Origin of the sequence: Acinetobacter tandoii (assembly GCF_008867985.1) — a bacterium.
GTDB lineage: Bacteria > Pseudomonadota > Gammaproteobacteria > Pseudomonadales > Moraxellaceae > Acinetobacter > Acinetobacter tandoii.
In genome coordinates this window covers 112,802-128,683 of the sequence record NZ_VXLD01000001.1, presented here as the reverse complement: position 1 = coordinate 128,683, position 15,882 = coordinate 112,802, and the positions used below count along the sequence as shown (strand labels likewise).

The window sequence follows — 15,882 nt, the reverse complement described above, 5'->3', positions numbered from 1 at the left end:
AGGATTAGGTCTGTAAGCTAAAGTATAAGATTTTGAATTATAAAAGCTAATTATAAAAATTTCGTATGACCTGTACTATGTTAATTTTAGATAAACTTAATTTTCCTATTTAATATTAAATGATAGTAATCCAAGAAATATTCTCTTTATAATTTTCTCTTACAAACTCAATAATAAATTTTTTTTGAGCATCATTAAAAACGCGATTATCTTTTTCCCATTGTGATTCCAATCTAAAAATAAAACAATCCATATAAGTTTTATTTTGATCACTTGTTAGAAAATGATAGACAGCAGCAGGTAAAAAGAATTTAAATCCTTCTGAGCTTAAATAACCACAATTTTGTCCAAAATAGTATAAATATTCAAAACTTACATCTTTCCATGTTTTAATACCCTCTTGTGGTCTACTACGTGAACGAACAGCTTCTAGTCCAACTTGTATGTAAAATTCTGGCCAATCAAAACCATATTCCAGAAGTAAGCCTTCTGCTGACAATTGTATTGCAGATAAATAATCATCATCAATTTGGTCAAAATACCCATAATGAGTATCATAAAAATCACATTCAAGTAGAGAACGATTATCTCCCAATTGGAAAAGAGGGAAAAACAATTCAATAGAATTTTGTATATTTATGCTCATAATCAATTCTCACAATTATTTAACAGTAATTAGACATATATTCTTATAGCATTATTTTTATTCACTTCTGTCATACTAGGTGAAATTTAAATAAAATAAGGTCCTAATTTGAGACAAAAAAGTTATTCATATACGTTAAATTTTAAATCATCTTATTCAATATAATGATCATCATCCAAAAAATAAAAATTTAAAATAAATATCAATAACTTAAAAACACAAATACCACTAAAAATTCACAAAATACCGACTTGGAAACAAGTCGGTAGCTTATCCCTAATTTTTATATTCTCGCGCAAAACCAATACGAAAACACGCCTATTTTAGTGTGGCTTAAACCCAAAACATGAATTTTACTCACTTTAGGTTGAGACTAAATCATTTTTATTCATGTTGTGATTACGGTATAAATTACACCATTCAAGAAATTTAGATTTAATCTCAAAAATTAGGATGACCATCACCATGAGTAAAGAGTTTGCATGTTCAATCAAACGCATTCGTTTTGATGAAAACTATCAACCAGCAGATAGCACACGCCTAACGACTAACTTTGCTAACCTAGCGCGTGGTGAAAGCCGTGAGCAAAATCTACGTAATACGCTTCGAATGATTAACAATCGTTTTAATGCTTTAGCGCAAACAGATAACTCAAATGGTGATCGTTATTCGCTTGAAATTGATATTATTTCTGCGGATTTAGATATTGAAGGCAATGGTCAAACCTTCCCAATCATTGAAATGCTGAAAAGCACTATTATCGATCATCATACCAATCAGCGTATTGAAGGCATGATTGGCAATAGCTTCTCTTCTTATGTACGTGACTACGATTTTAGTGTGGTACTTAAAGAACATAATAAAGAGAACTCAACCTCGTATGCACCTGAAGGTTTTGGTGATTTACATGGCAAGCTTTATCAATATTTAGTGAATTCTGATACCTTTAAAGCTGAGTTTAATCAACAACCTGTGATTTGTTTGAGTGTTTCAACCGCACGTAAATATTACCGTACGACCAATGAACATCCGATTTTGGGTGTTGAGTATAAACAAGATCAGTACTCACGTACCGATGAGTATTTCCACAAAATGGGCTTACAGGTTCGCTTCTTTATGCCGAAAGGAAGCGTGGCACCTTTAGCATTCTATTTTGCGGGTGATTTACTGCGTGATTACACCGATTTTGAACTGATCAGCGCGATTAGCACCATGGAAACGTTCCAAAAAATTTATCGTCCTGAAATTTACAATGCAAATTCATCAGCAGCTCAAGTTTATCAGGCAAGTTTAGAGTACCCCGATTATTCATTGACGCGCATTGTCTATGACCGAGTTGAACGTGGTCAGCTCGCAGTCAAACAAGGCAAATGGACTGAAGAAAACTTTATTAAGCCTTACCGAGATATTCTTGAGCAATGGGCTGCAAATTACAACGTAGAGCGTAACGCTGCTTAATTTACCTGAAATAGAACATAGAGATAGAAGATTTAAAATGGCAATTTTATTACCAACATCAACGGCTGGCAGCTTACCAAAACCTTCTTGGCTTGCAGAACCTGAAAAACTTTGGTCACCTTGGAAACTTGAAGGTGAGCAACTGATTGAAGCCAAACAAGATGCTTTACGTCTGTCATTGCAAGAACAGCAACATGCTGGCATTGATATTGTCAGTGATGGCGAACAAACCCGCCAACATTTTGTGACCACGTTCATTGAACATCTAGATGGCGTGGATTTTGAGAAGCGCGAAACAGTTCGTATCCGTAACCGTTATGATGCCAGTGTGCCATCAGTGGTGGGTGCAGTTTCTCGTCAAAAGCCAGTGTTTGTGGAAGATGCTAAATTTTTACGCAGCCAAACCACCCAACCAATTAAATGGGCACTGCCTGGCCCAATGACCATGATTGATACGCTGTATGATGGTCACTACAAAAGCCGTGAAAAACTGGCTTGGGAATTTGCCAAAATCTTGAACCAAGAAGCCTTAGAACTCGAAGCTGCTGGTGTTGATATCATCCAGTTCGATGAACCTGCATTTAATGTGTTCTTTGATGAAGTAAATGATTGGGGTGTGGCAACTTTAGAGCGTGCTCTTGAAGGTTTAAAGTGTGAAACTGCAGTGCATATTTGCTATGGTTACGGCATTAAAGCCAATACCGACTGGAAAAAGACTTTAGGTTCAGAATGGCGCCAATACGAAGAAGCATTCCCTAAACTTCAGAAATCTAAAATTGATATCGTTTCACTTGAATGTCAAAACTCACGTGTACCAATGGATCTGATTGAACTGATTCGTGGTAAAAAAGTCATGGTGGGTGCGATTGATGTTGCAACCAATACCATTGAAACACCAGAAGAAGTTGCCAATACTTTACGTAAAGCACTTCAATTTGTTGATGCAGATAAACTTTACCCATCAACGAACTGTGGTATGGCACCTTTGGCACGTGAAGTGGCACGCGGTAAACTCAATGCTTTAAGTGCAGGTGCTGAAATCATTCGTAAAGAACTTTCGACTTCATACGCATCTATCGCATGATGTGAAAGAGCTACGCATTAGCTAAAATGGGTAGCTCTTATCTCAGTAAAAAGCATGCGTCAGCGCTCCCCTAGAATACCTTCTAATCCAGTTGTTATATGACCGAATTGCGTGATATAGCCCAATTTAAACCAAATGTACGGTTCAATTTAGGAATAAAGTGATGATTGAAGCAACAGACTTTAGAAATGCTATGTCTTCGTTAACCAGCGCAGTAAGTGTTGTGACCACGGCAGGTATGTCTGATCGTCATGGTTTCACTGCATCTGCCGTATGTAGTGTTACCGATACTCCCCCAACTTTATTGGTCTGTATGAATAAAGCTTCTCGATCACATGAGCATTTTATCGAAAATAAGATTTTAACGGTAAATGTTTTAGGTGCACAGCATGAGCATATTTCTAACGTATTTTCATCTAAACTCAGTTCAGAAGAACGTTTTAAGCATGGTGTTTGGAAAGAGTTGGAAACAGGCGCACCAGTGTTGGAAGATGCTTTGGTCAATTTTGATTGTGAAATTGACCAAATTCAGGAAGTCGGTACTCATACCATTTTTATCTGCCGTATTGTTGCGATTCAACAAAGTCAGCAAGATCAGAGTTTAGTTTATTTTAATCGAGCTTATCATCAAGTTGGGCAGACAGAAATCGCTTAAATAATAGTTTCTTGATAGAGTATATTTAGAAGAAAACCAATTCCAAAAATAAAAAAGCCAATCATAAGATTGGCTTTTTTATTATTGATGCTTAAGCCATTAACGCTTCAATCTCTTCAATCGATTTCACCACATCTTTGGTTAAAACCAGTGGCCCATTTGCGGTTGCAACAACATCATCTTCAATACGAATACCGATTCCACGCCATTTCGCATCCACGGTTTCATCATCTGGTGCAATATAAAGACCTGGTTCAATCGTTACGACCATGCCTTCTTCATAAGGACGCCATTCGCCAGCTTGTTTGTATGCGCCTACATCATGCACATCCATCCCCAACCAGTGTCCAGTACCATGCATATAAAACTGACGGTAAGCCTCAGTTTCAATAATTTTCTCGATATCTCCCTGCATAATACCGAGTGACAATAAGCCTTCTACCAAAATACGCACTGCAACATTATGTGGCTCTTTATATGAGTTGCCAATTTTGACTGCATCAATCGCTGCAAGCTGCGCGTTTAATACAATTTCATATAATGCTTTTTGTTCAGCACTAAACTTGCCATTCACAGGGAAAGTACGGGTAATGTCTGATGCATATAACTCGTATTCGCAAGCTGCATCAATCAGAACCAAATCACCATCTTTTAATTCTTGATTATTTTCAACATAGTGCAAAATACAGGCATTGGCACCCCCGCCTACAATACTGTTATAGGCAGGTACGCAACCTTGTTGCCCAAATACATAATTCAGCTCCGCTTCCAATGCATATTCCATCATGCCCACATGCACAGTTTGCATGGCACGGGTATGGGCTTTTGCACTAATGTTCGATGCGATTTGCATCAATTCAATTTCTTGTGGTGTTTTAAATAAACGGATTTCATCTAAAATACGATCCAGTTGAATCACTTGTGCTGGAGATTCATTACCACGACGTTGTTGCGCATCTGCTTGTTGAATCCATTTGCTGACACGAACATCAAACTCAGAACTATGTCCAATCCGATAAAATAGTTTTTGTTTATTGACTAATTTTTCAATGATTTCTTCATCAAGTAGATCAATCGCATAAGCTTCATCGGCTTCATAATCATCAATCGCGCCATCAATTCCTGCACGGTAACCATTCCAGATTTCCATCTCACGATTACGTTCACGGCAGAACAAGCTATAGGTATAACCTTCATCCAAAGATTCATACGTTTCAATCACAGCAACCGCTTCTGGTTCTGCAAAACCCGTCAAATAGAAAAAACTACTGTCCGCTCGAAATTTATAGTCTGCATCTCGATTACGAATCGCCACTGGGCTGGTAGCAATAATCGCGATGCTGTGTGGTCCCATTTCCTCTGCAAGGCGGTCACGACGTTCCTTAAAATCTACTTGAGTCAGTTTTTTCATTGAATGTTCTTCGATCTTGTTGAATAAAGAATAGGGTTGCTGTGTTTGTAATCTTAAAGCAAAAAATCGACCAAAATTAACTTGGTCGATGTGGTGTAAACATTTCTACAACATTGTTTTCAGGACTAGTTTTATGCTTCTGCATTTTCGCATGAAAGTTTTGTAATAATGAACTTTCATCTACCGCTACTTTGGTGCGCCCTAAAGCCAAGCTCACAGGAATCAAACGTACAAATTCATACAACTCTTGATAACTGTCCTCACCTTCTTCGTCATTGTCAGATTCTTCAAACTCAACCGCAGCCACATCCTGTAAATGCTCAATTAATTCCATTTCATCAGCACGAATATGACCTGAGGCTAAACCAAAGCCCAATACGACACCTGCACACCAATCCGCCAGTGCTTGCACGCGATCAGCTAACACATGTTCATCATCTGGCAACAAAGGTAAGTAGTCTAATTCGTCTTCTGATAATGCATGTGACACATCTTCAGCTTCATCTGTAAGCACAGTTAAAGCCATATCACTTAATTCTGGCACATTAAGCGTGGCTAAAATTTGTTGCCACTCTTCACGTGTCGGCGATTGTGTCACACAAACTATACCAGTGAGTAACCCATGTAACTCACTTGGGCTTGAAATCTCATCAATTTGTGAAAAATGTTGGTGCCATTCCGACCAACCTGAAATATCGTCTTGCATTCGTTTATCCAATCTCTATACTTCTTATATATTACCTTTGTTTGCAACACTGTGCGACTACGTTATGTTAGAAGAATTACAGCGTCTACAGGCGCATATTGGCGTTTTAAAAACCCGACTCGCGCATTATGAAACCGAAAATAATGCATTAACCGAAGCCAGCGCAACTGCCGCTGAGCAACACCATGCACAAGTTGTGCATAAAAACGGCATTATTACCAAAAAACAAGAAGAAATTGATAACCTTACGGAACAACTGACTGAGGTCCAGACTCAATTTAAACAACTGAATACTGATGCAACGGCATTGGCCGATCGTTATAGCCGTCTAGAGAAAAGCTGTACCGATTTAAAGAATCGTTTTCAGGACATTCTAAGTGAGCGTAATGAATTACGTGTCATTAAAGAAAAAATGCAGAATGAACAACGTCATGCACAACAAGAAATTCAGGGTTTGCAGCAGGAACGTGATAGATTGTTACAAAAAAATGAGTTGGCGCGCACCAAAGTTGAAACCATCATTCAACGCTTATCAATTTTAGGTACTGAACAAGACCAAAATGCGCAAGAAATTCAACAATTGGCTCATCCCACCGAAGTAAATGAGGAAATGCAATCATGAGTGAACAAATTCCTGTTGAACTGCGTGTATTGGGACATAGCTTTCGTTTAGCCACCACGGAAGATAAAAAACCTGAGTTAGAACGTGCCGCACAATTGTTAAATGACAAATATGATGAATTTCGACGTCAAGCTCCCCGTGTTGAACCCAGCAAACTGATCATTATGGTTGCACTTGAGCTCATGCAAGAAGTACTCGCAATGAATAAGTCCTTGCAGGAATATGCTCATTGTGAACGTTTACTCAGCACTATCCTTGAAGATGTTAAAACACTTACCTAGTTTCACGTTTATTTGCATAATCTCTCGACAAACAGCACTTAACTTTACAGTTCTTTGCCTACGATGATTTGCCAGTATTGGTTTATCCGTTATACTAGGCTTAACTCTGAGATGTTCGCCAGCGGGTCTATTCCCCTGCCGATACTTAAACTTATGGATTGCGTTCTGTATATTTAGAGTGTATGCCCACCTTCGAGTGGGAAACCCAGCAAGTATACGTCGCGTCCACCTTGAACTCATCGGGTTCAGGGTAACGACACATGCAGCGGCATCCTCGGAGTGCTTTATTTTATATAAGAATAATAGCTTATCGCCCCCTCTCCTTTAAAATCACTTTCAGTCGATGTATCGACTATATATAATTCAAAAATATTGTCCTTTGTTATCTATGCCTATTTGAATTTGCTTTTAACCATGCATAGCTGAGTCACATTAAAAGTTAAAGTTTTCCTCAATCATTTAATTTCAAGCCAAAATTAAGATATAGAATCAGCCTACTTCTATAAATGTGTTTAGCGTAACTACCGAACGTTCACCTCTTTTCATTAACTTTGAAAATACTTGGCACCGAGTTAGCAAGCAAATAATTTAATGCGCAGTTTCTTAGCTTCCATCAATTAAGCGCATAATAGCCAATCAATTTGCCAAGTCCTTCCATCTATGCATTTTACTATCGAGTGCTCAATAAGCCCTTATAGATAGATTTTCTGCATAAAACCAACATGAATATGAAGCATTTAAATCCAACACTACTTTTATGGCTTGATATAAGAAAATTGTTATAGAATCTATTTGAACATATGAAATGTGTGACTATCTGATTAATTTACACACCAATTCTTGGCGACTATTTACATTTAATTTCTGATAAATATGTTGGACATGCGTTTTTATGGTCGACAAACTACAATTGAGTTTTTGCGAAATTTGAATGGCTTCCAAATTTGTAAATAATTCTTCTAAAACCACAATTTCTTTTTTAGTTAATTGATATTGATCCATAATTTTATCTCTATTAATCATGTCGACATGATGATGAAAATGATCAATAGACAATCGATAAAAAGATTCAAATATTTTCTTTTCTTGCTGATTAAATTTGGCTTTGCCTTGTTCCCTAAAAATACTCAAACCAAAGATCAGTTTTCCATCACGTTTTCTGAAGAAAAATTCAGCAGTATCTTCAACTTGCCAACGCTGCATAAAATTTACAAATATTTCGTTAGGTTGATGCTCGCCCAGAAGCGCAATGTTCTGATGACCATGATAAAAGTGCCGAAAGCTCACTGGATCATATTCAATTTTTCCATTTAAATATTCGTCGATTGCACTTTTTGATATGCCATCTTGCTCAAAATCATAAGCATGTTGAATATTATCGGTTTTATATGTCAAAAAACCATCTATAGGGGAAACATGCTGGATCTGAGCAATAAAGTTCTGACTAAATTGCTGAATAAAATCACGATTGAACATAAATTTTCATCATCCTTTTTGAAAATTTAATAGTGTCGATAGATCAATAAAATTGGCTTCCTGCCAATATAAAACCTTACTGATATCTATTTTAAAACATCAATTCTAAATAATAAGTTATGGCTTCAATATGTTTCATATCCAAGCCATGAACTTAATGCATCAACAAGACCGACGAATCTGTTTAATTGATTATTGAGAAATATGGATCGCTTGTTTATGTGTAAACAACAACAAACCGTTTAAACCAAATGAATATCCGAGACCAGACATTTTCCAACCACCAAACTCGGCTGCTGGAGAGACATCAGAATGACTATTAATCCAAACTGTACCCGTCTCAAGTTTACTGGCTATTTCTTGTGCACGATCAAGGTCTTTACTCCATACTGAACCGCCTAAACCAAATTCACTGTTATTGGCACGTTCAATTACAGCGTCTACATCACTAAACTTAATAATTGGTAAGACTGGACCAAATTGTTCTTCATCAACCAAAGGCGTACCTTCTTTGACATTAGTTATAAGTGTAGGTGGAATAAAGTAACCATGCTCACTTACTTTTTTCGCCTCAGTGATAATCTGACCACCTTGTGCCACAGCATCCTCAATCATACCTTTCACTTTATGGTATTGAACGTGGTTTTGTATTGGACCAAATGTTGTCGTTGAATCTAATCCATTGCCAACCACTTGTGCATTCGCGATTTGAGTCAATTTTTGTGTTAATGCATCATAAACATTTTCATGTACATATAGACGCTTTAATGCTGCACAGGTTTGCCCCATATTTAAGAATGCTGAACCGAAGATTTTCTCGGCCACTGCATCCACATCGACATCGTCTAAAACAATTCCGACATCATTACCACCTAATTCAAGCACGACACTCTTTAAGGTATTTACGGAATGCTTCAGGATACTTTGACCTGTCCGAGTAGATCCCGTAAATGTTACCTTGTCTACATCACTATGTTCACTAAGAGCCTGACCTACATCGCCCTTTCCTAAGACAATATTGCATACACCCTTGGGTAAATGGCGGTTAATAATTTCGACCAGTTTAATGGTACTGAGAGGTGTAAACTCAGACGGTTTATTCACCACCGCATTTTTGGTTTTTAATGCTGGGAAGAAATGCCAAATAGCAATCATAAATGGCCAGTTCCAAGGCGTAATTGAAGCCACGACACCTAATGGACGGTTATAGACTTTAATCGTTTTGCCACTTGGGTCTGTAATGGTTTCTACAGGAACTTCCAGACTGGTAATATATTCAATCCAGTTCGCACCAGCTTCTACTTCAAATTGAGCCAAAGCCAATGGTTTACCTTGTTCTGTGGTAATCAGTTTGGCAATTTCTGCACTTTCTGCACGAATATCTTGGGCAATTTTAATGAAGCTCTCATTAATGCTTTGATCGGATACATACTGCCAAGTTTTAAACGCTGTACGCGCCGCATGCACAGCTTGATCTACTTGTTCCACCGTGGCACTGTTAATTTTGACAATGGTTTCTTCTGTTGCAGGATTTAGTACCGCAAAAGGCTCGCCTTGACCTACTACCGTTTTACCATTAAACAACATGTTGCTATTCATCTGATTCATATCCATATTGATGTTCTTTTGCATGAAGTTTATCGCTGATAATTATTTATAAACTCATCCTTTAGGATGATTTTAACGTAACTTAATAGAAAAACAATACAATTAATTTTTTTATTCTTTTATTTAGTATCATTATTTTTCAATGTAATTTTACATTTATTTCAGTAAAAATAAGATGCCTATCAACATTTCATCTCAAAATATAATGCCTTGAAATTATGCTTTATACATGGTTTCTCGGTATCTACCTCGACCGATTTTCCAGATAAATACTCGCAGTAATCTCCGACTTTACAGTTATGCCTATGTTTTCCGAGATATTTAATAGAATGCTTTTATTACTTATTTTTATTTGACGTTCTGCTTGGTTAAATGGAAGTATGCGTTCAATAAAATCTTGAATTCTAAAAGAGGAACAACTAAAACTTAAATTATATTTTAAATTGAGTTATCTGATTTTGAGGGAGCAATTTAGACCAATCCTGATGCTAAAGCGCAAAGCACAGTGCTCAAAAGTATGAAAATAGAATAGCACCTTAAACCGTATTTAAGTAAAAAATACCAATCTCAATTTGGGCATTGCATGAACAATCTTCAGGAGCAAGCCTTTTTTTAATCCATTTCAATATGCTACTAAAACCAAACATAGCTTACTAAATATTGATGATCTCTATAAAAGTATTTTTCCAACTCCCATCATCTTTCCTTGAATTATTTACTTCCTTTTTTGCACTGTTAAGCAAAAACTTAAAAATAAAAAACCCTGACATAGTCAGGGTTTTTTGAATTTGGCGGAAGCGGTGAGATTCGAACTCACGGAGGACTCACACCCTCGTCGGTTTTCAAGACCGGTGCATTAAACCGCTCTGCCACGCTTCCAATGGCGGCTATCATATAAATATTTTTCTACCTTGGCAAATACTTTTGCATATTTTTCTATTCAATTGCACAAAATAAAATCAAAACACCTGATTAAAGCATGATTTCTGGCTTTTCATAATGGATTGTATTGATATACCACGTCTTTTTTCCTGAGGGAGTCATGACTTCAACCTCATCATCCACTTGTTTGGAAAGTAATGCACGTGCCATAGGTGAATCTATGGAAATATGTTGCGGATGATGATCATAAATTTCATCGACACCGACTATGCGCAGTTGTTTTCGCTCACCTTGTTCATTTTCAATTTCGACCCATGCACCAAAGTAAACTTTGCCTTCTTGCTCAGGAGCAAAGTCAACAATTCTTAACTCTTCTAACCTTTTTCCGAGGTAACGGACACGGCGGTCAATTTTTCTTAACAGCTGTTTATTATACTGGTAGTCAGCATTTTCACTACGATCACCAAGACTCGCTGCCCAGTTCACTTTTTTGGTAATTTCTGGACGTTCTTCACGCCATAAATGCTGAAGTTCGGCCACCAATTTATCGTGCCCAGAACGTGTAATTAAGTTAGATTTCATATTGCAAATTGACTTTTCAAGGTACGAAATAGATACATTTTTAAGCTATTTTATGCCCATTTTCACCACAACAAAAGAGTATAAAAATAATTTATTAATTAAATTAGATAGTTATGTTACATTTTTTCACTATTTTTTATACTAAATTTGACAATCTAAATTTCCGACTTTATTATGCCTTCATCTTTTGTTTAGTGTACTTTTTAACCTATGTGGTTTTTGACTGCATAATTTCATTTTTTCCCATGTCATTTTGAATGACGTCCATGACTGCCCACCCCTTATTGAATTTATCAAACTTGTAAAAGTTTAAGGCCTCGTTTGCTTTGGATTTTTTGGGCATAAATTACTTGTAGCGGAGACAACATGCACAGTAGTTCATCTTCTGGGTCGAGGCTTAGCCTTAACTCATTAACTTTCTCTCTCCCTTTAAAAGCCTTAGCACTCACCGTCGCCTTAATTCCTTTTCATACGATTAACGCGAGCAAGGCTTACCAATATGACGCTGTTGTCAATAACAACAAACTCACAGTGGTTGGTGTAGAAAATCCATCGACTGTTTTTAAAGATGGGCAGTATTTACATGGCTTTGGTTATGACCTTGCACGTAATTATGCTGACAGTATGAATGTTGAACTGGTGTTTACTACAGTTCCTGATGATGCAACAGCATTAAAATTGGTTGATCAAGGTAAAGCGAACTTTGCCATTACCACAACAAGCATTCAAAACATTGAAAGTAAAAAGCTAACCTCGTTTTCAGCCACCTGTGGTGATTTGTATAGCCTGCAGAAAAATGGCTTAAATACACAACTAAGTTGGGTATTTAAACACGCTGATGACCCCTTGACTCAGACTGCCAGTGGCTTTGTCTGCCAAGGCAAACAATCAGGTTCGATCAGCCAATTGGCTTCTTTTTATAATCGTAATGTCGTGCAAGCCGAGTCATGGGATTCTATTGAACGTGACCTGACCAAACGTATGCCGATTTATAAAGCCAGCTTTCAGCGTACTGCTGAGAAATACGACCTCGATTGGCATTTCTTAGCGGCTATTGGCTATCAAGAATCGTACTTAAAACCCGATTCAATTTCGCCCACAGGTGTGCGTGGCATTATGATGCTGACCAACAGCACAGCTAAAGCGATGGGTGTGAGTAATCGTACCGATCCTGCACAAAGTATTCAGGGTGGTGCAAAGTACTACGACCTGATGCTGAGCAAGTTTGAGGAAGTTCCTTATCCAGATCGTAACTGGTATGCCTTGGTTGCCTATAACATGGGACCAGGAGCCGTAGATCAGATTCAGAAACGTATCAGTGCTCAAGGCAAAGATCCGAATAACTGGGTGAACCTATATAGTTATTTAGATGGTAATAAAGCCCAAAATGGTCGCTATCGCCAAGCCGTACAATATGTCACGCGTATTCGTTCTTATTTGGAATACATCAAAAATACGCCTCAACTGGTGAATATATAAATAGTCATTAATTGAAGCAAAAAAAAAAGCTTACCCTAGGGTAAGCTTTTTTTTGAAAAATCTTAAGCGGTGTGCTCAAGTACTTTCTTAAATAAATCTTTTTGCTCTTGGCTTGGTTTAGCAGTTTGTAACGCCATCAACTGAGACATGTCTCCTTGCACTTTAATTTTTCCAGTCATGAATGCTTGCATTGCAGCAGCCATATCAAACTCTAGAAAAACTTTACGTAAAGTTTCTGCGTCCATATTGAGTGTAGTTTTGGCATTTGAAGACAAACCTTTCAAGATTTTGCCGCCATCTAACGCCAATTCGGTATTACCACTTGTATCTGTCACCACCAAGTTAATGGCCAAATTTGCCAAAGCAGGTGGCAAATTCAAATCCCCTGCTTGCGCAGTCAAAGTTTCTACAGTTGAAAACCAATCATCAGTTAAAAAGGCCGGCATGATGTTTCCTCAAATTTATTTGTTCATTTTGTGTCACCTATCCAGACGACATCATTGTGAAGCTAAAATACGCTTGCTGATTGTTATAGCATGTATATCCGATATGTACCTAAAGTTTTTTGCACGTACCGTTCATATTTTATATTTCTTATACAAAACTTATCAAAATCATTCACATAAAAAAAACACCAATCATAGATTGGTGTTTTGCATTGGCCTAAATGACAAAATTACTCTACAGCAAAGCCAAGATTCACCATATTAATACGTTTGTTTCCAGATTCAGCTTCAGTCGAACAACTTTCACCTTTGAAGTCGAATTCACGTTGCGAATCCAGCACTTCAAAATCAAACAATTCACGATCGGCTAACTGAGATGGTGAAACGTTCTGTAATGCACCAAAAATACTGTGTAAGCGCTTCGGATGCTCTTTGTCCCATGCACGCAACATGTCATTAATAATGGCACGCTGTAAGTTTTCCTGCGAACCACACAAGTTACACGGAATAATTGGGAATTTACGCATTTCCGCATATTTAATAATGTCTTTCTCTTCCACATAAGCCAGTGGACGAATCAACATATTCTTCTTATCTGTAGATAACAATTTTGGTGGCATTGCTTTTAAGCTGCCGCCATGGAACAAGTTTAGAAAAAACGTTGCTAAGATATCATCACGGTGATGCCCTAGTGCCACTTTGGTTGCACCAATCTCTTGTGCAAAGCCATACAAAGAGCCACGGCGTAAACGCGAACACACCGCACAGTAAGTTTTGCCTTCTGGGGTTAACTTTTTAGTGATGCTGTAAGTGTCTTTTTCCAAAATATAGTATGGAATGTTATTTTCTTCTAAATAACGAGGTAGTACATCTTCAGGGAAACCTGGTTGTTTTTGGTCAAGGTTAACCGCAACCACGTCAAAGTTAATCGGGGCAATACGTTTAAACTGCAATAAGATATCCAGCAAGGTATAACTGTCTTTACCACCAGAAATGCAGACCATGACCTTATCGCCATCTTCGATCATTTTAAAATCACGAATAGCATGCCCCACTTGGCGGCGAAGTTTTTTTAACAAACGATAGTAGGCAGAGCTGGTTGGGAGTTCTGGCTTGAAATTAAACCCTTGTTCGGACTCAACTGGCGAGTACATAGGCACGATTAACCCATAAATAAAAATACCGCGCAATTTTATATGATTCGTCAGGCAATCGCATCTAAAGAATGTAAATTCTCATGACCAAATCTTGTTGTCATTTTTCCTTATTAGAAAAAGGGTAAATTTGAACGTTGCAGTTCACTTTTTAGCCCAAATGCTTATCTTTTGGACTTTTCCACAGTTGTCCACAAAAGCTGTGGATAACTTTGTGGATTTCAAAACACTTGACAGGTGATTCTTCCCATAGTTTAAGGCTTCTATTTAAATTGATCATTTTTTGATCAATTTTATTTTATATAAATATCAGCAACTTATCATAGTCAAGCAATCCCGATTAAAAATAAATTAAATTTTTTTTTGATTATTAACTCCGCAATTAAGCTTGATTTTTACGAAGTCATGAAAAATAAAATTCAGTAGCGCTTTTTATCTAAGTATTTTTTGCTAAACTTAACTTGACTGTTTGGGGACAGAAAAATTGATAAAAAATGAAAAATAAATGGCATAACGTTCAAGCTTACCTTCTTGGCTGTGCATCAGTCTTACTCATAAGTCCTGCCTGCATGGCTGGCGAAACCATTTATCAACTGACCGATTCAAATGGTACGACCCTGCTCACCAATAAAAAAAGTAAATATAGTCATTTGAAAGTCGAAAAAAAAACCTATTATCCCGACAGTAATATGCACAGTTACAGCAACTGGGGAAACTCAGAAGCTTCCGTATTGCCTAGCTACAGCCGCAATCGAAATGCGTTTGATAGCATGATTCGCCAAGCCGCTCAAACGCATGGCGTTTCAGAAGGTTTGATTAAAGCCGTAATGCATACTGAATCTGGTTTTAATGTGAATGCTCGATCTCCTGTTGGTGCATTGGGCTTAATGCAACTGATGCCTGCAACAGCAAAACGTTTTAATGTCTCTAATGCTTATGACCCTCAGCAAAATATTATGGGGGGTGCAAAATATTTAAGCTGGTTATTAAAGCGCTTCAATGGTAATACTTCTTTGGCTTTGGCTGCTTATAATGCGGGTGAAGGCAATGTCGACAAATATGGCGGTATCCCCCCATTTAAAGAAACCCAAGACTATGTGCGCCGTGTGAGCAGCCGTTATAGCAATCTGTATTCAGGTGGTCTCATTAGCAGTGGGAGTAGCTCAGGGAAAATCGTCGCCCAGTCTGTAAGTTACAATGCTCCATCAGCACAGGCTGAATCCATTCCAAATCCTTCATCCAGAAGTAGTCAACGTCAGATCATCATTGCAGCCGATGGTAGTTATACAGATGCACCGCGTTCTGGGACTTATTCGACAGAACATGCTTCGGCATCTGCGCGAATCTATTAATAGAAAAATGTTATTTTTAACGACGAATCACGTTTTTTCC

Annotated in this window: 15 protein-coding genes, 1 tRNA gene and 1 other RNA gene; 8 read left to right on the top strand and 9 right to left on the bottom strand. The window is 37.6% G+C overall.

All coding sequences use genetic code 11. The annotated features are described in order from the left end of the window. Window positions 1-115: 115 nt before the first annotated feature. Window positions 116-646, bottom strand: coding sequence for a hypothetical protein (locus tag F4W09_RS00590; protein WP_151503694.1), 531 nt, complete (start codon window positions 644-646; stop codon window positions 116-118). A 465-nt stretch (window positions 647-1,111) separates the two neighbouring features. On the opposite strand from F4W09_RS00590, the gene F4W09_RS00585 reads away from it, so the two are divergent. The 3 genes from F4W09_RS00585 to F4W09_RS00575 all read left to right on the top strand — a co-directional run bounded on the left by F4W09_RS00585 (window position 1,112) and on the right by F4W09_RS00575 (window position 3,843). Further along, window positions 1,112-2,104, top strand: a complete 993-nt coding sequence (locus F4W09_RS00585; RefSeq protein ID WP_016167007.1) for a DUF1852 domain-containing protein — start codon at window positions 1,112-1,114, stop codon at window positions 2,102-2,104. A 37-nt stretch (window positions 2,105-2,141) separates the two neighbouring features. Beyond that, entirely contained in the window at window positions 2,142-3,188 is a 1,047-nt protein-coding gene (locus F4W09_RS00580; protein WP_016167008.1) for a methionine synthase, read from the top strand. 163 nt (window positions 3,189-3,351) lie between these two features. Continuing rightward, window positions 3,352-3,843, top strand: coding sequence for a flavin reductase (locus tag F4W09_RS00575; protein ID WP_016167009.1), 492 nt, complete (start codon window positions 3,352-3,354; stop codon window positions 3,841-3,843). Between the two features lie 91 nt (window positions 3,844-3,934). On the opposite strand, the gene pepP is transcribed toward F4W09_RS00575, so the two are convergent. Both pepP and F4W09_RS00565 read right to left on the bottom strand, forming a co-directional pair. Next, window positions 3,935-5,254, bottom strand: coding sequence for a Xaa-Pro aminopeptidase (pepP, locus tag F4W09_RS00570; RefSeq protein ID WP_151503693.1), 1,320 nt, complete (start codon window positions 5,252-5,254; stop codon window positions 3,935-3,937). 76 nt (window positions 5,255-5,330) lie between these two features. Further along, the gene (locus tag F4W09_RS00565) at window positions 5,331-5,960 is read right to left on the bottom strand and encodes a UPF0149 family protein (protein WP_044738414.1); all 630 of its coding nucleotides are present in this window, start codon (window positions 5,958-5,960) and stop codon (window positions 5,331-5,333) included. Between the two features lie 64 nt (window positions 5,961-6,024). Here F4W09_RS00565 and F4W09_RS00560 point away from each other — a divergent pair, with 64 nt between their 5' ends. The 3 genes from F4W09_RS00560 to ssrS all read left to right on the top strand — a co-directional run bounded on the left by F4W09_RS00560 (window position 6,025) and on the right by ssrS (window position 7,148). Beyond that, entirely contained in the window at window positions 6,025-6,582 is a 558-nt protein-coding gene (locus F4W09_RS00560) for a hypothetical protein (RefSeq protein ID WP_016167012.1), read from the top strand. Further along, window positions 6,579-6,863, top strand: a complete 285-nt coding sequence (locus tag F4W09_RS00555; RefSeq protein ID WP_044738413.1) for a cell division protein ZapA — start codon at window positions 6,579-6,581, stop codon at window positions 6,861-6,863. The genes F4W09_RS00560 and F4W09_RS00555 overlap by 4 nt, the downstream gene beginning before the upstream one ends. 100 nt (window positions 6,864-6,963) lie before the next feature. Beyond that, a non-coding RNA gene (gene ssrS, locus F4W09_RS00550) (6S RNA) lies at window positions 6,964-7,148 on the top strand. A 528-nt stretch (window positions 7,149-7,676) separates the two neighbouring features. Here ssrS and F4W09_RS00545 read toward each other — a convergent pair. The 4 genes from F4W09_RS00545 to greB form a co-directional block, all read right to left on the bottom strand. Continuing rightward, window positions 7,677-8,339 carry a helix-turn-helix transcriptional regulator gene (locus tag F4W09_RS00545; protein WP_151503692.1) on the bottom strand — a complete coding sequence of 221 codons (663 nt, stop codon included), beginning with the start codon at window positions 8,337-8,339 and terminating at the stop codon, window positions 7,677-7,679. A 192-nt stretch (window positions 8,340-8,531) separates the two neighbouring features. After that, window positions 8,532-9,938, bottom strand: a complete 1,407-nt coding sequence (locus tag F4W09_RS00540; protein ID WP_151503991.1) for an aldehyde dehydrogenase family protein — start codon at window positions 9,936-9,938, stop codon at window positions 8,532-8,534. 798 nt (window positions 9,939-10,736) lie between these two features. Then, window positions 10,737-10,826, bottom strand: a tRNA-Ser gene (locus F4W09_RS00535). Between the two features lie 93 nt (window positions 10,827-10,919). Then, window positions 10,920-11,411, bottom strand: a complete 492-nt coding sequence (greB, locus tag F4W09_RS00530) for a transcription elongation factor GreB (RefSeq protein ID WP_104441632.1) — start codon at window positions 11,409-11,411, stop codon at window positions 10,920-10,922. Window positions 11,412-11,777: 366 nt separating this feature from the next. On the opposite strand from greB, the gene F4W09_RS00525 reads away from it, so the two are divergent. Continuing rightward, window positions 11,778-12,890, top strand: a complete 1,113-nt coding sequence (locus F4W09_RS00525; RefSeq protein WP_016167017.1) for a transglycosylase SLT domain-containing protein — start codon at window positions 11,778-11,780, stop codon at window positions 12,888-12,890. A gap of 62 nt (window positions 12,891-12,952) precedes the next feature. Here the strand turns inward: F4W09_RS00525 and F4W09_RS00520 are convergent, their stop codons facing one another. Next, window positions 12,953-13,336: an SCP2 sterol-binding domain-containing protein gene (locus F4W09_RS00520; RefSeq protein ID WP_016167018.1), complete on the bottom strand. Its 384-nt coding sequence runs from the start codon at window positions 13,334-13,336 to the stop codon at window positions 12,953-12,955. Between the two features lie 230 nt (window positions 13,337-13,566). Next, window positions 13,567-14,490 (bottom strand): tRNA 2-thiocytidine(32) synthetase TtcA, encoded by a 924-nt coding sequence (gene ttcA, locus F4W09_RS00515; protein ID WP_044741228.1) that lies wholly within the window; start codon window positions 14,488-14,490, stop codon window positions 13,567-13,569. 494 nt (window positions 14,491-14,984) lie between these two features. Here ttcA and F4W09_RS00510 point away from each other — a divergent pair, with 494 nt between their 5' ends. Continuing rightward, window positions 14,985-15,842 (top strand): lytic transglycosylase domain-containing protein, encoded by an 858-nt coding sequence (locus F4W09_RS00510; protein WP_044741227.1) that lies wholly within the window; start codon window positions 14,985-14,987, stop codon window positions 15,840-15,842. Window positions 15,843-15,882: the final 40 nt, after the last annotated feature.